Here is a 23,999-nt window from a genome sequence, read left to right as displayed (position 1 = left end):
AAGTTTATTTAGCGAAGGAGTATTTACTATATTTTTCTCCAGCTAACTCATTTATGATTTCAATATGGATGTTTTGGTCTTCGAAACTTGGACTGTATCCAAGGAACCCACCGCCAGCATTAAAACCAAACACTTTGCCATTCAGTTGAACAGCAAGATCTAAGTCTTGATCGATTATAACGGCCATAACATGTAAAGCTTCCATTTCACGATTATAGGGAACCGTGAATAGCCATGCACGTTCTTCAGGCGGGAGAGAGTAACAATGTACACCATTGATCATCATATCAAATCCTTGGTCCGGATTACATGGATAGTAAGTCTCATCATTGATACAGACCTCTACCCTCTTATTTCTTTTCATTGATTTGCATAATCTGATTTTGATGTGTACTTCTGGATAATCACTCATATTATCAACCGCTTCTATTTGTTTAATGGTATCTACAACATTGCTATTGTCTATCTTAGCAAAACATCTATCATTCCAAAATCGACCTTCGTGAGCTATATATTCTTCTGAAAGCCAACCTGCTTCTTTTAATTTGAGATCCGTGTAGTTATTAATTGCTTCAATATATGTTTCAGGGTTACCGATCTCAGGATATCCTTTTGGATAATCAAAATCAATTCCACCATCAAATTTATCCTCAAACTCCTTAGCCCAAACGATAACCGCTTGTCTGATATCAACTGAATCAAGATCAAACTCTTGCTGAGGGATTGAAGCTCCTTCTATTAAAGCGCCAATCATCAACCCCATTTCAGCTATATTTTCATGCACCATATCTATTCTTTTTTCTGGGGTAAGTGTTTCATTACTGTTAGTCATCATTTTTCCCTCCATATGTGAAATTGCTATTATTCTAACTTTTAATATGTTTATTTCTTTTTGCGAGAAGATTTCCGTTTCATTCAGCGAGGCTTATTCTTATGGAATAGAAGTCATAAAAAAACGTCTCTTATTTTGAAATTAGTTCAAAACAAGAAACGCTTTAATATTAGGAATCAATTCTTTGTTCAAGAGTATAAATCCAATCATAGCAAAATGACTCTTCTGGATATTTCAACTGAAAGCCATGTTTAATACAGAAAGCGATCATTGAATCACTCATCACAGATTCAACCTTTATGATTGGAATTCCATTATCGATGCAGTAATTTTTACACCATTCAAAAATTGAAGTTCCAATACCCTGACGTTGTTTCTCCAAACCAACGTCAATCGTGGCGATGGTTAACCACATGTTAGGCATTAACCTTAAGTAAAGTTCAAGCTCTGGGGACTTTAGCGTTACGTTGTTACTGAAGCCTTTATAGACCTCAATGGGATGCTGATAGATTTTCTCCATCAAATTCACCAATTCAACGTACCAATTTGGAACTGTTTTTAAATTCAAAATAATCTCTCCTTAGTGCTATCAAGACAATTAATCCTGATGAATTAAAAAACGAGTGGCAATTCAGGTATTTTGAAACGATCTTTTATTTTCTCAACATTCTCTTTTAAAATTTCAAATAAGACAGCTATGCGCCCTGTTCTCATAGCAGCGATACCCAGATTCCCACTGCCAGCGCCCTGGTCAATTACGACTTCTCCAGGTAAGGTGATTGCATGCAAAATAGCTTCATAAAGTTCTATTGGTTTCTCAGCTTGGTGAACTTTATGCTGGGGAGATGCCGGCTGAAATATAAATTCAGTTGGAAGAAGATACGCTGTTCCTGACATCAACCGAGTTCCATTTCCACGTTGCTTATCTAATCGCAATGATCGTGCTTTTCCTTTGACAAAAAACATGATGTCTTCTGTATTCTTTGACTTACGGCCAGTGTTCCAGATCCGGACCCCTTTTTTCCAGGGTACTTTAGCATAATATAGTAACCCACACTCTTTAGCCAAGCATTTAATTTGATACAGGTAATCATAATTATTTTCATTTTCCGCAGGTAGAAATTCTACCAAGAACCCCTCAGGTTTGAGTACCCGAGCTTTTTCCTTAAAATCTTCGAGTTCATACCGGAATGTGGTTTGTTCGTATGGTTTTACAAAATTGCGATTCGTACCTACATTTGAAGCTTTATCCTCGTATGCATGATCTGTGACGATTGCATCAATGCTGTTGTCAGCAAAGGTGCTAAGATCACGACCGTTTCCTTCGACTAAAAGAGCAGCTCCATCTTCAGTAGTAAAACAGTACACCCCACGAGATACACGTTCACAGCGGGTTTTGAGTTCTCGATATAGCCTGCCGCGAACTGTACTCTCCGGTTTGTCTGGGAAGTGTGCGGCAATCTCCTTAATATGCATAGGACGTGCATTTCGCTTTAAAACTTCAGCGATTCGGTTCGCTAGTATTTCTTTCATGATAATCTATCTCCTTTTACATAGTTTGGGTTGTGACTAGAGGCACAAAAACGCCCCTCTCAATAAAATGTATAAGACATTTTTATTCAGAGGGACGTTCTTATAGGTTCACAATAAAGAACCGAGCATTCATCGGCCCTTTATTGTGAATTATATTAAATAAATATTACTTGCTCATAATTTTTGTAATCACTTGGAATGCCTAAAGCAGCGGTATACTCCTCTGCAACTAATCTGTCTTCTAGCGTATTGAGATTCATTTTAACAGTTAAATTACCGTCAGAACAGTTAGTGTATATCCCAGGGTGCATGTTACCATCAAGTGACTTATTTAATGGATGGACTTGAGCGGGATATTTATTTGAATAGTAATTGTTTACTTTATTCGCCAAGTATTTTTGATCAGAATAACGTTCTTGTAATCCATCTTTAGCTTCAAAGTAGGATTTTTCCACATAATCGTATTCATCTTGCTCTATATGGATGTCATCCATACTCGTCTTGTACTCTTCAATCATATTACGAAAATTTGGAATAGAAGAACGAAGAGAGCTAAGTTCACAAGTTGGACATATGCCCATAACATCAATACAGCCAATCTCTGTCTCTGGACCAACACCGGTACACCCCAAAACAGACTCTTTATAACAAAAATCGCAAGTATCAATAGTTGCCATAATGAAAAACTCCTTCTACTAGTTAGATTTATCTTGTAGGGCGACTTCTCCCTCATCTTCAGCACTAAAAAAGTCTATACCCTCTTGAGCAATTCCTAATTTATATTTCAATGCGAATGTATATCCCATATCTTTTCCAAAGGAAAGCCAATCTCCTAAAAAATAAATGATCTTCTTCATTAGTAATTGTCCTCTCTCATTCAACCTAAATTTTATTTAATGAGCTGCATAAAGTACTTCATTTGCTGCGGCGTGTCTTGTTGAATTAACCCATTCTTTCATAACATAAGAAAAGTGCCGCTCCATCTTTTGAAGGTTGGATACAATCAAATCTTTGTGTCCAGTAACTGATGTAACGGGTACAACAAAGGAGAGCTGCTCAGTCATTGAACTGAATTGAATCATCACGCAAGTTTCTTCATTTGTCTGTCCTTGAACACTTTTCACTTCAGCCCATTGATCTCTTAAAGCTGGAGGACGTTCAGAATATTGCAATAGCAATTCAGAAAAACATTGCACCCTAAAGAAGAGAGATTCTTGCACTAAGGGAGGTATTGCTAAAAAGACCTCAGCGTGTGCCTCTTCTAGGCCTAGAATATCTGCAATTCTTGAGAAGTTGATTTGAGATTTTGTCATGTTAGTTTCTCCCCTATTTAAATATAATGTTGAACTTCTTTTGGATTCTCTCCATTTGTCTCTGACTTCTGTTTACATCAATAATTGGCGTTGGTTTAAATCGATCGGGATGTTCATGCAACTGAAACCTAACCATTTTTTCTCTAAACATGCCCATTGAATTAAGTTTTGCTAAACAGTCTCTTAAAGAAGATCGAATTAAATCGGACCAGGGTTCAAAGACATCAGTGTAATTGTTAAAGAAAAATGTGGTTACTTGATAACTGCCGGTACATTTAGCTCAAAGGCTTAATATTGCTCTCGATTTAAAGTTTCCAGGTATGTAGTAGTGATAAACAAACATCATCGCTCCCCCTAAATTTGCTTTAAAGCACAAAAAAATGCCCCTTATAGGTTGGAAATGTGATTTCTCATCATTTGTCCTATAAGAGGCATTTAGTAAGTTAAGATTCCATATGTCGCGTGACTGGAATAAGTGTGTCAAAGATATAATAAACGAATTATAACACTTATCTTTTAAGAATTCATCTATATTGTTGTGTGTTCTTTCGCGTTCCAAAAAAAAATTTGCAGATAATACCTCTTGCATATATACGGGATTGTGGGTATATAATAAATGTACATACAGAACTTATGTTCGCGTTCGGAGGTTGATTGTAATGAAAGAACGAGTTATTGCACTCATTGACATGCAAAGTTTTTATGCGAGTGTTGAAAAAGCAAAGGTTCCTTCATACCGTGATAAACCCCTTGTTGTCGCAGGAGACCCAGCCAAGAGATCAGGGATCATTTTAGCAGCATGTCCATTAGCCAAAAAATTTGGAGTAACAACAGCTGAGCCCCTGTGGAGTGCTCTTCAAAAATGTCCGGAATTGATTGTTGTACGTCCACATATGGCTGAGTACATTGATGTTTCAATGCACATTATTAGGATTATCGAATCGTTTACTGATCTGGTAGAATATTACAGTATAGATGAAGCATTTGCCGATTTTACAGGGAGTATGCATTTATTTTCTAATAATATCTATGACCTCGCTGAACAAATAAGAAGAAAAATATATAAAGAAACCGGAGTTATATCAAAATATGGATTTTCAGAAAATAAGATATGCTCGAAATTAGCACTTGATTTACAAAGTAAGAAAATACCCTCTGGGATTTTTCATCTTCATAAATCTGAATTGAATAAGTATATCTGGGATAAACCTGTACGGGATATGTGGGGAATTGGATCGAGGATGAATAAACACTTGTACAAAATGGGTATCCATAGCATTGGCGACTTAGCAAATACCCCACTATACAAACTGAGAGATAAATGGGGAGTCAATGGTGAAGTCATCTGGCGGACAGCGAACGGTATGGATGATTCTCCTGTAACTGTGAGCACTCACAATATTCAAAAAAATATTGGGAATGGTACCACGCTTCCTAGGGATTTTACTGAAGGCTGGCAGGTAGAGACTATACTCTCAGAGCTTAGTTCGGAGGTTACACGCCGGGCCAGAAAGAAAAAAATGATGGGAAGCGTTGTGTCTGTTGGAATTTCGGGTGCTGACTTTGACCACCCCACCGGATTCCATAGACAAATGAAAATTGCTGATCCCACAAATATCACCTCGGAAGTGTATGAAGCAGCCAAATTGTTATTCTACAAACATTGGGATCGATTACCCGTCCGGAGGGTCTCAGTATCTCTTTCAGACCTGGTTGATGCTGATACCTATCAGATGTCCTTGTTTGATAACAAAGAGCAGCAGCGAGCTTTAGACAAGGTTATGGATGATATTAAAGACCGATTTGGTGAGATATCTATTTTGCGTGCTAGTTCATTAACAACTGCTGGACTGGCTAGAGATCGAGCTTTAAAAATAGGGGGGCATGCTAAATGAGAGCAAAGAAACTTACTGCTAATGGATTATGGGAGTCTAGCCGCATGATGTTACCTCAACACAGTGAACGAATTGTCGCTCATCATGAAGAGCCTAAAAAGATAAAGATGCCCGTAATCCATGAGGATGAGAAACAAGAATTTATGTATAAGATTAATGAGTCTCTTTATTGTAAGGATGCACTCAAAATAGAAACCATCAAAAATGGAAACCTTTTGACATTCCGTGGGGTTGTAATTGGTATTCAGAAAGAAAAGATTAAAGTGGAGATTGAGGCCGACTTTGACTGGGTGGATTTCAACAAGATTATTCGTGTTGATTTTTTATGATGTCCGAAACCGAAGAAGAACTTCTTTTGGTAAAAAACTATGTTGAACTCCCCTTCCTTTTAAATGTCATTGAACATGACAGGAAAAAGATTCTGAACAGCAATATTAAACTTAAAGAAGTCTATAGTTCACATTTAGAAGAGATCCAATCTCAGATACTAAACGATTTAAAAGATCTGAAGATGAAAATGAAAAACCATGTAATTTATGTGATTAAAAAGGAAGAACATCATGATAGATATATCATCAAATACAAGAATAAGGGCTACGTTCATTATATGGAATTAGCAAGAACTAAGATCAAGTATGATTTGTTAGAACTGATGAATTCCTATGAACAAAAATTTAAACCAAATGATTAGTTGATGTATGTGTGTAATATGGAACAGTCTTTTCAGACACCAGTGGTATGGTAGAGCATCAAAAGTATTGAAAAAGAAACAGCCTATCAGACAGGCTGTTTCTTCTATGGTAGCTAGAATTTAACACCACAACTACAATCGAATCTTCTACCCGTGATTTATCTTGATCACACTTACAATAGAGCTAAGATAGCAGCTTTGCAACGTTGCCCAGGTGTTGCTTGCACTAGACTAAACTCTTCTGCACCAATTATCTGTAATTTCAACTCCATTGTAAACCGGATCATAATCATGTTATCGTTCAAACTCCTGAGGTGTTCACCGAGTGCATATGCAGCTGAAATGTTGGTTGAAAAATCCCCGTCTCCATATATAACATGCTTATATAGATCAATTTCAGAATAACGAATAATTGTATACCGCTCTTTGTGTTCCTCCCAGTCTTGAAACTTCTTAAACGGTTCTTTCTCCCCAGGTTTTTGAAACCTAACTGATTCAAATTCATTACGTTTTTCTAGCCACGGAATCCATCCCAGAATGAATTCTTGAACCCACCGGTTTATTTAAGTGGTAGATTCCTCACCTAACACTTGCTCACGAGTCAATTCTGTTTTAGTCATTTACTTCTCCTCCAGGCCTATGTATTCGAAAAATTATAAGCATAATAGCAATTAGGGAGGTCCAAGATTAATTATTGAGAACCCAAACATGATTACATACATCATTTTCAGAAGGTCGTTTCCAAGTTTGTTTACAGTGTTCACAATATCGGCTGTAATCTACAGTCAATTCAACCTCTACGGGGTCAAGTACGTTGAACATATTCCAGTAAACCTGATAAGCATTGTTATCCTGGTCTACAGCACCAGCATAATAGTTCAAGGTTCCGGCCATCTTCGCAAATCTCACTGGTCTATTCAGTATAGTCAATACTTTTTCTCCTATTTGGAAAGTTTGATTGAGGTCGATCAACGATGGACCAGTAAAATAATTAATGGTTTGTTTAGTATAGTTACTTTCTAATCGGTAAGCATGCGGTGCTGGCCATTCGAATGTTTTGTTCTCTTCAGCGTGAATAAAATCACCAAAATCCCAGGTTACTCCATAATGATTCGCTTGTTCCCCGATTTCCACTTCATTAACATAGAATTGTGTAACCTTGTGGTCCGTATCTTTTTTGTCGCCAGAAAAACCCGCGTTGACTAATGTTTTACCCTCAAATTCAACCTTTTTAATTGTCTCCCAATTTGTTGTCATGATATAAACTCCTCACATTTTTTATTTGTAATTATTATACAGCTATCTTAAGTAATGTAGCTATTTTTCAATGGATAAATTCTTCTGTCACTACTCGATTATCGGCATCTGAATTATACTTAGGGCCAATCTCAATTTGGCATAAGGAAGGAGCTGGTAGTATGAATATTTCCTCTCTGTTATCATCAAATTACGCAGTGTATTTCACACTAGATGATGAAAGAATGTTCCAATTAAATGCAGTAGATGGAACCCGTAAAGAAGTCTCGACAATTCCAATCTTAGACCGAAGTATACCAATTATGGTCTTACACAAAAATCAGTTTGATTTCGTGAAACAATATCATTTGAACCCAGACAATCCAGATAGAATCAGTTTATCAAGGGCAGAATTATATAACCAAATCGGGTTCATCAGTGATGAGGAATTGATGACATTCTCCAACTGTATCAAAGGTTCTGATACTGCATCGGAGCAATAGTAAATAGAAAAGAGAAACAGCCTCTGTGAAGGATCTGTTTCTCTTCTACTGTCCTTTAAAATACTGTGGAGGGGAATAGATACTAATCTTCCCAAACTTCATCAGCTAAGCGTTTAATCCGTTCCTCAGCCGATTTAGTAGCAGCTTTATCGGTAATCCATCTTCCATTTTCTAACTTAACCACATCTCCAGTCTTTACGACCGGATCTACTTGGTCCCTAGGGATATCCTCACACGCTCCATCTATTTCGATAACCGCAAATGGACCTTCGAATCGATCAACGATACCTTTCATATAAACAACCCCTATCGTTCTGTTTTAAACTCCCATTTGTCTCCATTGGTTGTGGCCAAAATGGAGCCTTGTAAGTCGTTACGAAACACTTTAACCTTCTGTTTTTCTAGACGCTTCAATACTTTGTCCGTAGGATGGCCATACTTATTATTAGCCCCCACTTGAATGACGGTGTATTCAGGGTTTACAGCAGAAATAAACTTCTGTGAGCTGCTGCTGCTTGACCCATGATGTGGTTGAAGAATGAGCGAAGCTCTAAGATCTTCACCAGACTTAACCATGTCCATCTCGCTTTCATACGAAGCATCACCAGTCAAAAGAACGGACTGATTCTTATAGGTTAATTTTACAACAACACTGTAGTCGTTCAAATCATCATATTTCGATTTAATAGGGGCTAATACATCAACAGAAATGTCTTTTCCAAAGTCTATTGTGGTTCCTGCTTTTGCGCTAGTTATCTTCAGACCTTTTTTCTTCGCAGACAGTAACACAGACTCAAACGTTTTAGTATTTGTGGTCACTTTTGGCATGTAGAGCTTCTTCACATCAAAGTTATCAATTACAGCATCAAGTCCTCCGATGTGATCTGCATGAGGATGACTACCAATTACAACATCAATTTTCTTAATATTATGATCTTTTAGAGTCCGAACCATCAATTCTTCTTTATCATTATCACCCGTATCGTAAAGTAAATAATTACCATTTTTCTCAATGAGAACTGATGTTCCCTGTCCAATATCAATGAAAAGAACATTTAATTGGCCTTTTTTAAATTGAAGCTTCTGATCTGAAGAAGAAATATTAATCGTCTCAATCCCGTCTGCCACTGCTTGGGCAGATTTAATAAAGTTCTCTTGGTTTATTGAACACGATGTAAGCAGAACGGATAGAATGATTGATGTAAGTAAAATCTTGAATAGTTTCATGGGTTACCTCCAGGTTATAATTTTGCTGTCAATTCTACTTTTAAGTAACGAACTTGAGCACCTCCTGTACATGATTTCAGTTTTACTTCTCTGGATGAATGCAGCGTAGAGGCACAAAAAAATACACTTTAACCTGAATGACAAATGTCTAGTAATCATTAGACGGGTTGCCACCAATTTAAAGTGTATTTATAAAGTGTGATCCTCTCGCGCATGCAGAAGATTTAATCGTTTAAGATAAGGTAGAATAAACTTATCTTAACATTATATTCCTATGTTGAGAAGTACTCATTTTGTACTTATGATGATATGTCGTCGGGTTTATTAGGACCGATTATGGTGACCGTATATCCTTTTTTTCTGCCGAAGAATTTCGCATAGTCTTCACTTTCAAAATACACATCTATTTTCTTCCCTTTAATAGCTCCTCCTGTATCTTCGGCCTTCCTGTAACCCAGACCATCAATATACACCCACCAGCCCATGGGGATCACGCTTGGATCAACAGCAATCGTCCTACCTTCCATCACTTTTGTTCCAGATGCTGTAACCCCGTAATCCGGATCTCCCTCATGCTTACCTGTGGAGGCGTAATGGGCTGTATAAGCCGTTAGTTCGAATCCAGTTAATGTTTCTTGGCTTTCACCGTCATAAGGTAACATAGATTGATTCTCGGTTGCCTGGATTTCCTCCACTAAGGCACTCGCTCCTCCCTCTTCCTGAGTGATAAGTAAATTGTCCTGAATAGCCAGTACTTCGATATCTGGTTCAACGTAGACGGGTTCTGGCTCTTTCGTTCCTACAACTACAATCTGGGGAATCCCTTCAGTCTTTACGATGGACTCGTCTGAATCTTCGTTCAGTGCATATCCATTCAAATACGTTTTCTGAACTTGTTTCTGTATCGTTGGGGGAGTACCCTTCTGAGCTATACGACTCTGACCTTTTAGTAAGGTATCGTCATAGATTGTAATGGTTTTTAGTGGCTGATCCTCAACGGTTTCCTCCATATTCTTAACATAATTCAGGATCATAATATCATCGTTTGCTATCAGAGTTGATTTTCGCGAAGGTGATGTTTCATCATCATCCGATAGCGCTATACCAACGTCCTCTAAAGCCATTTCTACGCTTTTTGCAGTGGATGAATAGTGTGTTGTTTGACCTTTACCAGTAATTGTAAAAGTCTTAGCATAGCGTATCTCGATGTTTAACCCATCCTCAATCACCGTCTGCAGGGGGACAGAAATATAATCACGCTTGGCTAACGGTATCATCTCATCTTGAAGCATATCTTCTACAGTCGTACTCTGTGTATCGACCTCAAGAGATTTTCCATCGACATGCAGTACAATCGATGTGGTTATGGGACGCCGGCTTTCTATAAGATACATACCCATGACAACCAGGCATATGGCCGCACAGACGAGCATGCAAACAAACCACTTCCGTTTCAGTAGAAACCTAAGAGAGGCGAGAGACAAATCTAATCTTTTAAACATCAAAACCTGGTACCCTCCTTCTGAAAATAAAAAAAAGCACCTCAATGCAAGCCTACCGGCGCATTGAGGTGCTTCCTCTTTCATGTCTTATAATGTTAGGACTATTATTATATTTTTAGCACGTAAGGTCAAATATTCAACAAGTACAATACGCTTAGTATCTTGGCTCTGGCAGTAAATTTTGAAGATGGCCAAAAATCTGATTGTGATCTAGGTTATTAAGAGCTGCATGCAGTGTCTGCGCAGCCTGTTTGAAAAGACTATTCGATGATCCCTCTTCAATCTCAGCAAGAGCGTACATAATTTTGCCTAATTGTAGATGATCAGACTGATCAACATACTGAGACGTGCGATGCAGCATCTTTGTTTGTTCCGTGATGTTTCCTATTGCTTTGTAATATAGTGAAGCAAGCCAGAACGTATTTTTGTTAATGGAGTCAGGCATTTCATCGGCAATCTCTATACAATATTTTACGTGCTCTAGAACATCCTCAGATCGATTCTCTTTTAACATCAACTCTATCCAATTATGTAGCAGTTCAATGTGAAATATTGATTGTGTATTCATTGCAGACAGAAAATCGCCATCAAAAAACTCTTCAATTAGTTTGTGATTCTCCGGATCTATTAAATATAAGGTATAAAAACATTTGTACATATTTGAAATCGTTGTGGAATCACTGGTCTTTTGATAATAGGTTAATGCTTCTGTAATATAATCTTTTGCTTGCTGAATATCTTCTTTAATAAATGAATAAATGCCGAGAGCAAATTTAATTTCTGTTTGAAAGACAGTATCTGCATCTGAAAGCAACGCTGCATCTTTAGCATGCATCATGGCAACATCTGTGTATCCTATAAAGCTATACAATAAACTTAGATTATACAATGTATTCGATTTCACTTCGTCAGATATGCGGTTTTCATCGCTATAGCGCAAAGCCTCTCTTGAGTATTTAAGGGCTTCACTTATTTCCTTAGAACGATACAATTCACAAGAAAGAGCATTTAATGATCGTACCTTGTAATGACTGAGTATTGAATGATTTCCTGAAAGTGCTGAAATTTCTTTATAATTGTCTATAGCCTTCTGTTTATCACCCCTGGATTTAGAGATCTGGGAGTCGATAAATAAAAAAGCAGGTAGAAGCCATTCTAGTTCTTTTGAAGTAACAGAATTACGTATTTTTAATTTCATTTTTTCGGCTTTGTCTAAGAGACCACTTTTAACAAATTGTAAAGTTAGATCAATCAATGAAGTAAACTTTTCTATAGGTGGTGTTAATAATGTATCTTCACTGAGAATATCTGTAATGTCAGCTTCTAGTGCTTTAGCTATTGTTCTAATTTCCGAAAAGTGCTCTTTTGAAATCTTACCGTTCTCAAGGTAAGAAATTTTACCAGAAGAAATGTTCGTATCCACAGCTAATTTTGAGATTGAAATGCGTTTTTTTTGTCTAATTGTACGAATATTTAAGCCTATCTTAATTGGATCATATTCACGTAGATTGAATGAGTATTTTTCCACTATGGTTCCCCTTTTGTTAATAATCCAATAGGTATAATGCCCTATTGGAAGTATTATAAACTAAATTATGTATTTTAAGAAGAAGAGAAAATATGTATCAATATAAAATGGGAATATTAGTTATATAGAACCTTTTCTATAACTAACATTTTCTCTTCAGGCATCGGTGTTGTTATCCCAAATCACTTGTTGAAAGTGATCTCATTTGTAAATTCACTAACTCTTCTAGCCGTTCTTTAGTGATATTAAGATCGTTTTGTGCTTGAGTAATTGCGAATGGATGCACAGACTTACCTACATGTGATTTGAAGAATTGAAAAGCCTTCTTTGTTTTATTTCTTAATTCAAAGTTATTGCTAATACTAGCATTACACATGAGACTTAGCTCAGCAAGCAACTGTGCAGCACCTGGCTTTGAGAACCGGGTCCAAATGATTTGTGGGAGACGATCCTCAATTCCCAACTCATTTATTCTTGCTTGAACACTTGGAAATTTTGAGGTATCTATTTGTTTAGCACCTTTAATTGGTTTCGTCATGTAGCTCTCTCCTTTATCTACTTATTAAAGAATCATAATCAGGATTGCCATTATATTAATCCTATAGTTTTCACCAGCGAAGATTTTACATTTATCACTTCTCATTGAATCAGAGTACTGGACTATTTGAATGTTACTTTAGTCTCACAATCCTCCGGATGTGCATTGGCTCAGAAAGTAAGTTTACTATTAGAACTTGTAATGTAATTGTACAAATAAAAACACCTGGTTGTCTAAATTCGAGCATACATATTAAATATTGATCTGTATGTAAGGGCACCGACAACCAGAGGATGGTATAGTTTTGTTGGATGTTCTTTAATTACTTAGTGCATCCAATTCATTAAATAAAATCGCGTCCGTACGTTCGATGTCGTTTAACGCATGCTGCAAATCTTTAGCTTTTAGTTTCAATTGTATCCTTAAAGCCTTGATCCCTTCTTTGTTAGAACAATAGTATTGAATATTATTGCAAGTAACCCCCACTAATTTTACGTCTTTGAGCGCCATGTAGCTCACAAGTTGAGTGTCTTCTTGCTCCATTTGTATCAAACCCTCTCGAATGAGCTCCGATGCAAGAATAGACAGTCTCTCCTCCTCATTTGGAGGGAATGGTATACTCATTTCTCTACGGGTTTCAGTAGAAATAAATTGCGGATTAAATATAGCATTTCTCGCAGTTGAACGCCCAAACTTTTTTGCAATCTGATTATATAGCGATTCCTTTAATTCAGAATCCTCAGTAAGATTTTTCAATGTCTTCTCTACCAGGTCTTCACACCTTAAGTTCAATTGAATTCCGTCGGTTTCTAGAAGATAATGATATTTAATTTTATTAAATTGAAACGCGCCTTTTCCTAGTAACTGCATGTTGTCATCTCCCTTGTAAAATCAATATAAAATCTAACTTGAATATGAGATATGTTTTTATACATTCTTTCGTTTAACACTTTTTAGAAAAAAGATGCAATTCAATGCTTTCTCTTTTTCTTCTGGAGTAACCATTTCATCATCGATGAACAGGTCGATTCTGTTCAAAGGAGTTATTAATTGGTTGTAAGGTTTTGGGGTACCTGTTTGAATCATTTTTACTTGATCGAGGTCCGCTATAAACCTAAACCCTTTCTCATATAATCCATTAAATGCTTCAATTAATGAAAAATCAAGATTATCGTTTTCCATAATATTTCCTCTTCTCTTATATCTCTCCTTAAAACATTAAAGTGCATATTTTAAGAGGGAACGTTAATTCTATTTAACCCCTTGTATATAAAAAAGACAACTTTGCAGGTAACAAACAAAGTTGTCTTTTGAATAAAATAGTATTGTCATAAATGATATGGGTTCTTTTGAGTAATGTATCTCATTACATTTTCAATTTCTTCATCTGATACATACGCAGATACTAAACGTTGTCTTGGCCGGTCCTTAGGTTTGAAGTACATATCACCTTGGCCAAGTAGATCTTCTGCTCCTGGTTCATCTAGAATGACCATAGAATCATTAGTTGCAGATACAGCGAATGCAATACGAACCGGCATATTACTCTTGATGTTGGGTGAGATGAACGCTTTGGTAGGTCGTTGCGTTGCTACTACTAAATGAATTCCTGCTCCTCTAGCAAGTTGAGAAAGTCGTTGAATTTCGTCTTCTACATCTCTAGGTGCTAACATCATGAGATCCGCCAATTCATCAATAATGAGTATAATGTAGGGCAATTTTTCAGCTTTTGGATCTTGTCGTAAAAGCTTTTCATTATACATTTTTATATTACGCACTCCGCCCATTTCAACGAACATAGCGTATCTTCTGTCCATTTCCCTGGTGAGTCTCTGCAGTGCTCTCAGTGCTAGTTTTGGGTCAGTAATAATCGGACAGTATAGATGTGGTAAATTTTCGTACTTGGATAACTCCACCATCTTTGGATCGATCATCATGAACTTCATTTCCGCTGGAGATTTTCTAAAAATTAAACTTAGAATAAATGAGTCAATATAAACCGATTTACCAGCTCCTGTTACACCAGCAATAAGTAAATGTGGCATTTTCGCTAGATCAGCATATTGAGGAGATCCGGTCATATCTACACCAATTGCGAAGGTCAAATCACCTTGATCGTTTATAAAGGATGGATTTTCCAGCATACTTCTCAGGTTAACGGTATAGGGCTGTTTATTTGGAATCTCTATGCCAATATACTTGGACCCTGGGATTGGCGAATAAATTGTAATTGTTTCTGCCTCAAGAACAGCCTTAAAATTGTCTTTATAGCGACGATACTTTGATATGTTGATATTCATAGAGACCGGTAGCATTTCAAATCTAACGACTTTTGGACCGTAAGCAACATGTTCTACCCTTGCCGGCATCTTCATCATTTCTGTCGCTGTCTCGATCCACTCGATCTCTTTGCTGCTATCTTGTGAAAGCTGATCTAAGGATTGTTTTTTTAAAAGTGCCCCTGGCAGCAGTAACTTTCTAGGTTCAGGTCTTTTAAAATCAAGTTTACCCTCATTACCCAATGTCATATAGGCATCAAAAGGAGTGTTACTCTTCTTTGAAGTAAACCCGCGCTTCAGACTAGTTTCACCTTTCAGGAGTAGTGTTTGTATATCCTCTCTAGTGATGTCTACCCCCATAATTATTTTCCCTATAGTGTAGTCACAAGCGGTTTGGTGATAGGCACTACAGCCATAGAATTTCCCCTTATCCGTGATATGTCCCGAAGCACATTTAGGGCAAAGACCTAAGTCATTCATGTTGAGAGAAGGCTGTTGTGAAGGTTTCTGCTGGTGTCGTTGAACGCTCCCCCCATTACCTGCAGGTGGATAGTTCTGTTGCACTTTTTTGGGTTGTTCCGGAAAATCTACTTTTGCTTGGGGTGCAGAAGTATTAATTTGATGCGTTACTTCTGGATTAACTGATCTTGCAGGTTGGTCAGCCGGCTTTTCGGCAGCAACGCTAGGCTGAGGTTTCTCGTCCGAAACGATCGGAGCCCTCTCCGGTTCACGGACAACGGGTGCTACAGGAGCTTCTACTTTTCTCATGAATAAATGAGGATACTTTTCCTGAAATTGCGATGTATTCATGTAGACTTCTCTCGGCATTGACCCTAAAAATTTTGAAACCACACCGAGTGCTTCCAGGGCATCGATGAGTTTGGCAGCTTCAGTATAACCGACCCCTAATTTTCTTTGAATCAATGATACAGAACCTTGTTTAGCTTGAACAACCACCCACATCGCCTTTAGAGTCATTTGGTCAACCACAGGACCTGGGTTGGGCTCAGACGGCTTAGATTGGACTGAGCGTGGCTGCTCCGGACTACTGGCTTGTTGCACAACGGTTGGTTTAGACTCGATTACAGGTTGGACTCTGGCAGGAGGTGGATCAGTTATAGGAGTGCTTTGATGTTGTTTATCTGTTATTTGGGTGCTTTTACCTTTACCCAGGTACTCCATCGTTGCGCTGTATCCAGATCGGACCAATTCTTTAGTCTGCTCCTGTACCTCTTTAACGAAAGCCTTGTAAGGATATTGTCCATTACTAATGTCTCTTAATTTGGTTTCCCATTGAGCTGTCATTTCTGCACTGGTCAATAATGAGGGTCCAATGGCTTCAACCAGCAATTTGCCTTTCTCCGTTGTGAACACCTTATTCTTTTTAACTTCAATGTATTTCTGGGATTTAAGTCGATCAATCATACCAGCGCGAGTAGCCTCTGTCCCTAATCCACCGGTGGACTGCATGATATTTTCGTAATCTTTGTCATCAATATGCTTGCCAGCGTTTTTCATAAGAGAAATCAGATCACCTTCGGTGTAGCGTTTAGGGGGCTGCGTTTTCCCTTCCTTCACCTCAGTGTGTATTACGGTACCTTTTTCCCCCATAGCCAGCTGAGGTAAAGTTGTCTCATCATCATCCGTCAAACCATCTTCAGAAGATGTTGGCAGAGGAGAAATGACGTTTTTCCAACCCGAGGCTACTGTGACCTTGCCTTTAGATAAAAACGAAAACTTAGAATCGACATACGTGACAATCGTTGTGTAATCAATGATTGCATTGGGATAATGTGCCGCGATGACGGAACGAACAATCATATCGTATAAGTTGCGTTCCTGTTCATTTAAATCGGTAAGATTAGGGACGTTTTCCGTTGGTATAAGTGCATAGTGATCGGTTACCTTATTCGGATTCACATAACGTGTATTTCCTATTAGATCTGGTTGTGGAGCCGGCAACAAAGGAGCATACTCTTTTAATTCTTGGAGTTTACTTAAAATGCTTGGAAACTGCCTTGCTTCCCCTTCAGTGATGTACTGTGAATCAGTTCGAGCGTAACTAGTAATCTTTCTTTCATAAAGGCCTTGTAATACTTTTGTTGTCTCTGCAGGAGAATACCGGTACAGTTTATTTGCTGCAGTTTGAACTGAAGACAAGTTGTGCAACAAAGGAGGCTTATACTCCGTTCTATTGAACTTCACATCTCTTACTTCTGCTGGCTTGTTTTTACAGGCTTGTGCCAGCTCCTCAGAGATCTGCCGTGCGGGTAAATCCGTAAGATCATCCTTAAACCATTTTCCTTTGTATTCTTTACCATCAATCAAAAGAGTAGCATATACTTGCCAGAATGGTTTAGGAACAAATTTACTGATAGCCACATCTCGTTCCACTAACAGTGAAAGTAATGCACTTTGTACTCTGCCTGTTGAGAAACTGCCTTCAGCTTTTCCTCGAAGTAAAATACTATACAAGCGAGATGTATTCATGCCGATCAACCAATCGGCACACTGTCTGCTATATGCTTCATAGAATAAATTTTCCTTCACTTTCCCAGGCAGCAGGTTATTGAAAGCATCTTCTACTGATTTTTTGGTTAATGAAGATGTCCATAATCGTTTGGTCGGCTTTTTATTCCCCGCTTGTTGTAGGATAAGACCGGCAATGAGTTCACCCTCACGCCCTGGATCAGTAGCGATAATGATTTCGGAAGTTTTTGGGTCCTTCACAAAGCGTTTAATTACAGCAAACAACTTAGACTTGGTTCGATCAACATGATATTTGAATTCAGTTGGGATGATCGGCAAATCTTGTAGGTCCCATTTCTTGAATTTTTCATCATATTCTTCAGGCTCTAAAAGAGAGACTAAGTGTCCTGAAGCCCAGACCATTACCCCACCTTGAGGAAATGTCGAACAGGGTGATATCTCTATATATCCTTGGGCCATTTTATGCGGAAAGGGTTTCGCTAACTCTTCAGCTTGTATTTTTTTTTCGGCTAGAACAACTTTCATGATAACCTCCCATAAATCAGGCAATAAAAAAGCACACTTTCCCCAAATTAGGAAAAGAGTGCTTCTCTTTGTTTTCATTATTCTTTGTTTACATTATACCAGTTTTAATTCAGTGATAACAGATTCCTAAGAATCATTTGATATGTCCGAATTGGAGAGGCTGGTAAACCACGAATGCGTATGTAACATATCTCAATTAAGGATGCATTTCATCTTTTGCATTCATAGCAATCTGATATCTAATAAATTCTTCGGTAACGACTCCATCTAGATAATTCTCTAAAGTATATAGAGCATCAATCATGTCTACTTCACTTGTGAATTTAAACTGCATGGAACGCGAAAAGTCATTACTTTGTGAGTAGACGATATTCTTCAAAGGGATTGATTCCAGAGATGCTTGCCATGTGAAGGTAGCTTCCTTAAACCATTTTTTATTTTTAATTTTACAAACTTCCAAGCTCTTATACTTATATTTATAGTATAACCTTTCATAAAAACCCTCAAATCCTTTTGAGAATTTCACTGTAAAAATATACGGATCAGGGAAAATCGGCTGTACACGTTTTTCGATTGTAAACAGTCCCAATTCATTCATAGTATAAGCCTCACTCTTTATTATTTTTAATCAGATGAACATTGAAGTGCTCCCTATTCACCATATCTATTTTCCTGCCTGTGATCTCTATTTAATGATTCTGATCCCTACAAATAACTCCTTAAAGGTCCCTGTCTAGATAGTTTGCTGCCTTACACGCCATATCAAATTTAGGAGTTGAGTTGTTATAAATCCATTGGTCTACAGATCGTTGACACACCCCAGCAGCATCTGCTTAATGCCACTCCTAATCAAGATATTGAAAACCTTCGCCTCAGTGTATTATTTCCATGGTCCGGTTGTTAGTCTTTTTTGAAGAAACTATCATTCCGAGCAAGTTCTATAGATTTCTACAAGAAATATCAATCTCTTTAGACAGACAGTTATTATCATGTCATTACGTAATGCTTCTTCTCGTTGCCAATCCGGATCACTTTGAAAAAGTGCATCTTTGATAAAGAGATCTCGAAGATTAGAATTACTGACTGATATTAGCTTAGAACGTAACGAGAGCCACCCTCCAGAACTATGCAGCAATTCATAAGATGCACTAACAATTTGGTTAAAGTTTGTCAAATCATTTTCACTTGAAACATAGAGTTGAACAACCGATAGTAGGTGTTTCTCTTCTTGTGTCCAGAAGTCCTCAGTTATAGAAAGGTGTTTAGTAAGATTCATTACCTTTTGTCCAAATTCCGTAACTATTGCAGGAAATAAATGTTCAGTACTCATAATTATTAAGCCCCTTTTCAATGACAAAGCTATTAGAATACGTTGTAGTATATCGACAGCATCATTTTATATTTTGCCTATCATTGGCCACCTGATGCTTGACTGGATCTATCCATTAAATACAGCAAAACTGGAACTGATATTATAGGCAGCAATACTCTCCAGGATTGAAGTAGAATTAAAATATTTTTATATGAGGCAGTATCTCCCCTAGTGAATGTTAAAAAAATTATAAACATGAGCCATCCCATACAACCAACTAATAAAAAGAAACTCATAACAAAAACAAGACCGCCTATTAACGAGAATGTCTTAAAGAAACTACCGATACCTTCATGTAATTTTTCCAACATATTGGATTCCTCCCCCTTCCACGATAACCTTAATTTTCAGGCAATTGATACGCCATAAATCACTCTCAATTCGTTTTTTTATAATAAGGATAGCGATAGTTAATGTGATTAAAAATGATATGTGATTGCCATTGAGAAATATTCATCTATCAGACGAATTACGACAGTCAAAACAAGGAGAAGAGTAACCTTTTTGATCAGTTGCTTTCTTTTCTTTGAGATTAGAATGGCGAGAAAAATTGGAAGGGACAGCAATAGACTGAAACATATAAAGTTATACACCCATGGATGTGTCAGTAGCTTTACCACAATCAGAAAAAAATCTATAACAGAGCTTTGGATCTCATGTAATTTTCCGCTTGTATTGTTATTTAAATAGCGTAAGAGCACTATTATAAACAGAGCTTCAACATATGACTTAAAAAGTCTATACGATCTATCTTCTATGGAATGCGTATTGGTTTTTTCCATTAGTCATTCTCCACCTTAACTATGAATTATTTTTTTGTGTAAAACTCGTGAGTGTCTTGCCAAGCGCTGTAGAAGATTTTCTATTGAAGCTCAATTTGTATTAAATAGTTCCAATACATTGAAATAGTAGTTTGTTATTCGAATAGCAATGGTACATACAATGAGTAAAACAACAAATCTGATTTTTTCGATCTCTTTTTTAACATTAAATATGCAAGATAGAGGGGAAGGACGATAAGTAGGACATTAGACATCATGTTAAAAATCCAAGGGTGAGTCAGTAATTTTACAATTTCTAAAATTAATTGACGGAATGAGATCTCATGCTCCCTACTAAAACTGTTAGCTATGTATCGAAGTTGTGCTAACAGAGCCAGGGTTATTACTGATTTCTAAAAAAAAAACAACATTAAATCCTTATTCTGATGTGAGCTAGTATTCTCCATTAAAGTCCTTCTTTCTCTATGGATTGCTTTCATTAGCTTTATGCACTAAATTTTCGCTTGATACGATGAAATTCGGGGTACTCATATATTTGTGTAATTAATGGATGATCATCATATGTAACAATAATGTCAGCACACGGTGTTTCTAAGTACAATGATTCAAGAAGAAATTGAAGATTATGATGATCCTCTTCTGTATAGTAATGCAGGTAAAGTTGCTCACCTGCAGTAACATAAGGTGGATCAACCAGGCAGGTGCTGTCATCTTGAAAAAAGTGGTTTTCAATGAATTTCAGTGCATCTATGTTCTCTACAGAATACCTATCGGCCAAAGCATGAATAGAAGATATTCGTTTGCACAAGTTATCGGGATTCCATCGGGACAATAGGTTTTCCTTGTTTCCCCGAATACCTCCCAAAGGATTCGCTTTATAGATTCCTGAATATGCTAATCGGTTAACCACCAAGAGGCACCAGGCAGCCTCAAACATATCGCAGTCCTTATAGTAGCTTTTAATTTTTGTCCTAGCTCGAATAAAATCCTCATGTGTTGGTGTCACAGACCTTAATTTATTTATTAAGAGATGGGGTGCAGTTTTTATAAGCTGGAAGAGGGAGTACACTCCGAAATCATAATCGTTAATGATGAGTCTTTCCACGAGACCTGCCTCAAGTAGACCAAACTCTGCGCTACCTCCCCCAACATAACCACTAGATAATACTTTCGACTTTTCTGGCCGTAAACGCGCTTGTATAAAATGAGCTACTTTACTCTTCCCACCTGGATAACGTAAAGGTGATAAACGTTTTTTTAATTTAATGCTTGGTTTTTGCAAAGCTACTTCGTTCGTCTCGTCTTTACTTTCGAGGAACATCGTGAATTGTCGATTTGCTGCTTCATCTTCTGGATTAAAGAAGGTGAAGCCCTGGCAGTGATCGCACCAAAACCCCTTATTCTCGATTTGGTCCACTGGTTCGAGATCTAGATCATATTCCTCACAACAAAAGTTACAACAAACCAGATGATTATCAGTCATGTTCTCACCTTTCAATTCCTATAAATATTGAGCATTATTTCAGCTGGATTTATGTCTGAGGTGCAACTCCGTATATTCTGTATATAATTGTGATGTAATCGCACCGAACGCATAGTAAAAGTTAAGCCTCCCTACATCAATTGTTGAAGGACTTTGTTTCCAGACATCAAATAAAAGTTCAATCTGCTTATCATCCATGATGTAGACAGGAATTCCTTCGCGGTTGTATTCGGATTTCAGTTTTTGAAAGGTGTCTAGTGATATCTCTTTTCGTGGAAGTCTTTCAAACAACTCGTAGTACAGATTTGTCTGACTATCTTGATAAAACACATGACCGACGACTGTATGCGGGTATTTAGGCAACAATTGCTACTGTCACTCCTTTCTATATAAGGCCTGATGGAATGTACCTCCCATTAACTTCAACATCCAATTTAGTGAATCTTCAAAAGTCTCTAGTTTCTTTCCGGTTACCAAGTCCCCTGTCCCCTGAAGTTGCTCCAGAACGGCAACAGAAATCTCTAGCAATGATAAAAACAACGGCCTTAAATCCAACCCTTAGAGTGCGGGGTAGTCCTCCAGTAGCTGCTCATAATCGATGTAATCCAATATGGCAACAATGAGGTCTTGTTGGGCTTCAGGACTTTCCTTTAAGAGATTGGAGTATCGAACAGCCTTTACGATATAGCGCTTAATATGCACGGCTAAATCAATACCATAGAAGGTGAATTCGGCCATGCTTTTCCGGTTGTTTTCGATTAAATCACCACGAGAACCAACATCGATTTCCACCAACGCTAGTAATATGACCTGTAAATTACACTGAGGATGCAAGAGATAGAGCAAGTGAGGTTTATTTCTGAATAATCTCTTAAGATAACGACATACCGCAGGATACTTAAAAAGGTGTCGCTTATCCAAACCTTCAAATGATAAAATAATAGACCCTTTACCTTTAATTTTCTTCTTCTCAGCCCGTTCAATAATATTTAGATTTTTTTGAAAACTTCCCGAAATTAAATCTTCCTTTGTTATGGTGATTGTCATAGGAACAATGGCCATATCATTAGATGAATAATTGCTGCGCTCTTTCGTACAATCCATTAAAATGGATGAAATTAGCTCTTTACGTTGCATCCCTCGTTGCTCCAATCTTGTTTTTATTTATAATGTTCAATTACGCCGCTATAGAGGAAAAAGAATTCATCCTTTACATGTGTTTTCGTGCCCCATGTGAAGACTGGTTTATCTGCAGCGTAACCCATACCTCTGATTACTTGAGTAATTAGTAACTCTATTTGTTCCTGGTACTCATCTTCAGACAATTCAGGATAAGATGATGGGATCTCTATAGAACAACTAATTGTTGCCTTCTCACCTAGAATCGCAAATCTAAAGTCCTCAAGTATCCAACGAGCTTCATTTTTCATAGATGGTGATGGGGATAAAGGCGTTGTAGAATTCAGTTCTACATGATTAGTCTTACTTAATTGAGATAGTTCTTCCTGCCAGAGTTTATTGGGGTCTGAACGTTGATGAAACTTGCAATTTCTATACATTAGAAATATTTTTTCATCTAGTTCAATTACCAGATCAATGACCCACCAATAATGAAGCCCACCTGCAGTCCCCAGTATTTCTTGATAATCTCGTGTTTTGTTTATAGTAATCACGAGTTTTTCTGTATCTTTTAGATCAGCATCAAGAATTGCATCTCGAATCTTAAATAACGTATTAAGTTTTTCTTTGTTCTTCTCTAAACTTCTGGATGAGTATCTCTCCCATTTGTATTCTGTAACTTTCAAGGTGTGTAATTCCCTCCTCTTATAAATCAGTCTATTAAATTTATTGAATTAATCTTAGTTACAGTGCCGCAGCTTAACTCTGGATACTTCTTACGTGAGGCTAAAATCATATTACTTTAATCGAGCCCAGTTGCCCAATTCCAGGAGATGTTTTTTCAAACAAAAAAAGAGCCAGGATATTATCCCAGCTCCAATCATGCTTTATTTTCATTCAGTATCGATAGAATCGTTTTTTTGTCCAAGAGGTTCATTAAATTTGAGATGGCAAGGTAATGTTCTTCTGTTATTTCTACCCGTTCTCGAACCTTCTCAAAAGGGATGAGGTTACCTGTAGAGTCAATTACATACTCCATTGGTATAGAATCATTGTTTAAATGGAACGGATTATACCTTCCATGTGCCTGATGATCCAAAACTATGATATTTTCATCTGGTTTCAAAATATTCAGAGCTCCCATAATCATT

26 protein-coding genes are annotated in these 23,999 nt (G+C 37.4%); 4 read left to right on the top strand and 22 right to left on the bottom strand.

What is annotated here, in order from left to right; all coding sequences use genetic code 11:
- Positions 1 to 4: 4 nt before the first annotated feature.
- The 6 genes from ACX9NY_RS30615 to ACX9NY_RS30590 all read right to left on the bottom strand — a co-directional run bounded on the left by ACX9NY_RS30615 (position 5) and on the right by ACX9NY_RS30590 (position 3,678).
- Positions 5 to 835: a hypothetical protein gene (locus tag ACX9NY_RS30615; RefSeq protein ID WP_472479998.1), complete on the bottom strand. Its 831-nt coding sequence runs from the start codon at positions 833 to 835 to the stop codon at positions 5 to 7.
- Between the two features lie 166 nt (positions 836 to 1,001).
- A complete protein-coding gene (locus ACX9NY_RS30610; RefSeq protein ID WP_472479996.1) occupies positions 1,002 to 1,400 on the bottom strand; it encodes an N-acetyltransferase in 399 nt (132 codons plus the stop codon).
- A 44-nt stretch (positions 1,401 to 1,444) separates the two neighbouring features.
- Positions 1,445 to 2,365 (bottom strand): DNA methyltransferase, encoded by a 921-nt coding sequence (locus ACX9NY_RS30605; protein WP_472479994.1) that lies wholly within the window; start codon positions 2,363 to 2,365, stop codon positions 1,445 to 1,447.
- A 155-nt stretch (positions 2,366 to 2,520) separates the two neighbouring features.
- The gene (locus ACX9NY_RS30600; protein WP_472479992.1) at positions 2,521 to 3,042 is read right to left on the bottom strand and encodes a hypothetical protein; all 522 of its coding nucleotides are present in this window, start codon (positions 3,040 to 3,042) and stop codon (positions 2,521 to 2,523) included.
- A gap of 18 nt (positions 3,043 to 3,060) precedes the next feature.
- Positions 3,061 to 3,222: a hypothetical protein gene (locus ACX9NY_RS30595; RefSeq protein WP_472479990.1), complete on the bottom strand. Its 162-nt coding sequence runs from the start codon at positions 3,220 to 3,222 to the stop codon at positions 3,061 to 3,063.
- A gap of 36 nt (positions 3,223 to 3,258) precedes the next feature.
- A complete protein-coding gene (locus ACX9NY_RS30590; RefSeq protein WP_472479988.1) occupies positions 3,259 to 3,678 on the bottom strand; it encodes a hypothetical protein in 420 nt (139 codons plus the stop codon).
- Between the two features lie 659 nt (positions 3,679 to 4,337).
- Between ACX9NY_RS30590 and ACX9NY_RS30585 the strand changes: the two genes are divergently transcribed.
- The 3 genes from ACX9NY_RS30585 to ACX9NY_RS30575 are packed head-to-tail and all read left to right on the top strand — an operon-like array spanning position 4,338 to position 6,264.
- Entirely contained in the window at positions 4,338 to 5,573 is a 1,236-nt protein-coding gene (locus ACX9NY_RS30585) for a DNA polymerase IV (RefSeq protein WP_472479986.1), read from the top strand.
- A complete protein-coding gene (locus ACX9NY_RS30580) occupies positions 5,570 to 5,902 on the top strand; it encodes a YolD-like family protein (protein WP_472479984.1) in 333 nt (110 codons plus the stop codon). Before ACX9NY_RS30585 ends, ACX9NY_RS30580 begins: the two co-directional genes overlap by 4 nt.
- Positions 5,899 to 6,264 (top strand): YhjD family protein, encoded by a 366-nt coding sequence (locus ACX9NY_RS30575; RefSeq protein WP_472479982.1) that lies wholly within the window; start codon positions 5,899 to 5,901, stop codon positions 6,262 to 6,264. Before ACX9NY_RS30580 ends, ACX9NY_RS30575 begins: the two co-directional genes overlap by 4 nt.
- A 687-nt stretch (positions 6,265 to 6,951) precedes the next feature.
- On the opposite strand, the gene ACX9NY_RS30570 is transcribed toward ACX9NY_RS30575, so the two are convergent.
- The gene (locus ACX9NY_RS30570) at positions 6,952 to 7,521 is read right to left on the bottom strand and encodes a hypothetical protein (protein WP_472479980.1); all 570 of its coding nucleotides are present in this window, start codon (positions 7,519 to 7,521) and stop codon (positions 6,952 to 6,954) included.
- Between the two features lie 161 nt (positions 7,522 to 7,682).
- Between ACX9NY_RS30570 and ACX9NY_RS30565 the strand changes: the two genes are divergently transcribed.
- On the top strand, positions 7,683 to 8,003 hold the full coding sequence (locus tag ACX9NY_RS30565) for a hypothetical protein (protein ID WP_472479978.1): 321 nt from the start codon (positions 7,683 to 7,685) through the stop codon (positions 8,001 to 8,003).
- Between the two features lie 82 nt (positions 8,004 to 8,085).
- Here ACX9NY_RS30565 and ACX9NY_RS30560 read toward each other — a convergent pair whose 3' ends face one another.
- The 15 genes from ACX9NY_RS30560 to ACX9NY_RS30490 all read right to left on the bottom strand — a co-directional run bounded on the left by ACX9NY_RS30560 (position 8,086) and on the right by ACX9NY_RS30490 (position 23,974).
- Positions 8,086 to 8,298: a DUF3006 domain-containing protein gene (locus ACX9NY_RS30560; protein WP_472479976.1), complete on the bottom strand. Its 213-nt coding sequence runs from the start codon at positions 8,296 to 8,298 to the stop codon at positions 8,086 to 8,088.
- 11 nt (positions 8,299 to 8,309) lie between these two features.
- On the bottom strand, positions 8,310 to 9,230 hold the full coding sequence (locus tag ACX9NY_RS30555) for a ComEC/Rec2 family competence protein (protein ID WP_472479974.1): 921 nt from the start codon (positions 9,228 to 9,230) through the stop codon (positions 8,310 to 8,312).
- Between the two features lie 299 nt (positions 9,231 to 9,529).
- A complete protein-coding gene (locus ACX9NY_RS30550) occupies positions 9,530 to 10,732 on the bottom strand; it encodes a 3D domain-containing protein (protein WP_472479972.1) in 1,203 nt (400 codons plus the stop codon).
- A gap of 154 nt (positions 10,733 to 10,886) precedes the next feature.
- On the bottom strand, positions 10,887 to 12,260 hold the full coding sequence (locus ACX9NY_RS30545; protein WP_472479970.1) for a helix-turn-helix domain-containing protein: 1,374 nt from the start codon (positions 12,258 to 12,260) through the stop codon (positions 10,887 to 10,889).
- Between the two features lie 172 nt (positions 12,261 to 12,432).
- Complete coding sequence (locus tag ACX9NY_RS30540; protein WP_472479968.1) at positions 12,433 to 12,798, bottom strand: hypothetical protein; 366 nt, start codon at positions 12,796 to 12,798, stop codon at positions 12,433 to 12,435.
- 318 nt (positions 12,799 to 13,116) lie between these two features.
- Positions 13,117 to 13,668 (bottom strand): hypothetical protein, encoded by a 552-nt coding sequence (locus ACX9NY_RS30535; protein ID WP_472479966.1) that lies wholly within the window; start codon positions 13,666 to 13,668, stop codon positions 13,117 to 13,119.
- A 57-nt stretch (positions 13,669 to 13,725) separates the two neighbouring features.
- Complete coding sequence (locus ACX9NY_RS30530; RefSeq protein ID WP_472479964.1) at positions 13,726 to 13,980, bottom strand: hypothetical protein; 255 nt, start codon at positions 13,978 to 13,980, stop codon at positions 13,726 to 13,728.
- Positions 13,981 to 14,126: 146 nt separating this feature from the next.
- Positions 14,127 to 18,092 carry a DNA topoisomerase 3 gene (locus tag ACX9NY_RS30525; protein ID WP_472479962.1) on the bottom strand — a complete coding sequence of 1,322 codons (3,966 nt, stop codon included), beginning with the start codon at positions 18,090 to 18,092 and terminating at the stop codon, positions 14,127 to 14,129.
- Between the two features lie 196 nt (positions 18,093 to 18,288).
- Positions 18,289 to 18,690, bottom strand: a complete 402-nt coding sequence (locus tag ACX9NY_RS30520) for a hypothetical protein (RefSeq protein WP_472479960.1) — start codon at positions 18,688 to 18,690, stop codon at positions 18,289 to 18,291.
- Between the two features lie 324 nt (positions 18,691 to 19,014).
- A complete protein-coding gene (locus ACX9NY_RS30515) occupies positions 19,015 to 19,422 on the bottom strand; it encodes a hypothetical protein (protein WP_472479958.1) in 408 nt (135 codons plus the stop codon).
- An 80-nt stretch (positions 19,423 to 19,502) separates the two neighbouring features.
- On the bottom strand, positions 19,503 to 19,775 hold the full coding sequence (locus tag ACX9NY_RS30510) for a hypothetical protein (RefSeq protein WP_472479956.1): 273 nt from the start codon (positions 19,773 to 19,775) through the stop codon (positions 19,503 to 19,505).
- Between the two features lie 955 nt (positions 19,776 to 20,730).
- Positions 20,731 to 21,729 carry a DNA adenine methylase gene (locus ACX9NY_RS30505; RefSeq protein ID WP_472479954.1) on the bottom strand — a complete coding sequence of 333 codons (999 nt, stop codon included), beginning with the start codon at positions 21,727 to 21,729 and terminating at the stop codon, positions 20,731 to 20,733.
- A gap of 558 nt (positions 21,730 to 22,287) precedes the next feature.
- Positions 22,288 to 22,866, bottom strand: a complete 579-nt coding sequence (locus tag ACX9NY_RS30500) for a hypothetical protein (RefSeq protein ID WP_472479952.1) — start codon at positions 22,864 to 22,866, stop codon at positions 22,288 to 22,290.
- A 23-nt stretch (positions 22,867 to 22,889) separates the two neighbouring features.
- On the bottom strand, positions 22,890 to 23,534 hold the full coding sequence (locus ACX9NY_RS30495) for a hypothetical protein (protein ID WP_472479950.1): 645 nt from the start codon (positions 23,532 to 23,534) through the stop codon (positions 22,890 to 22,892).
- A gap of 194 nt (positions 23,535 to 23,728) precedes the next feature.
- Positions 23,729 to 23,974, bottom strand: coding sequence for a hypothetical protein (locus ACX9NY_RS30490; protein ID WP_472479948.1), 246 nt, complete (start codon positions 23,972 to 23,974; stop codon positions 23,729 to 23,731).
- Positions 23,975 to 23,999: the final 25 nt, after the last annotated feature.

The organism is Paenibacillus sp. CB74 (assembly GCF_055687625.1).
The sequence above is the reverse complement of the archived record's forward strand: the minus strand, read 5'-3'. Positions and strand labels throughout refer to the sequence as shown.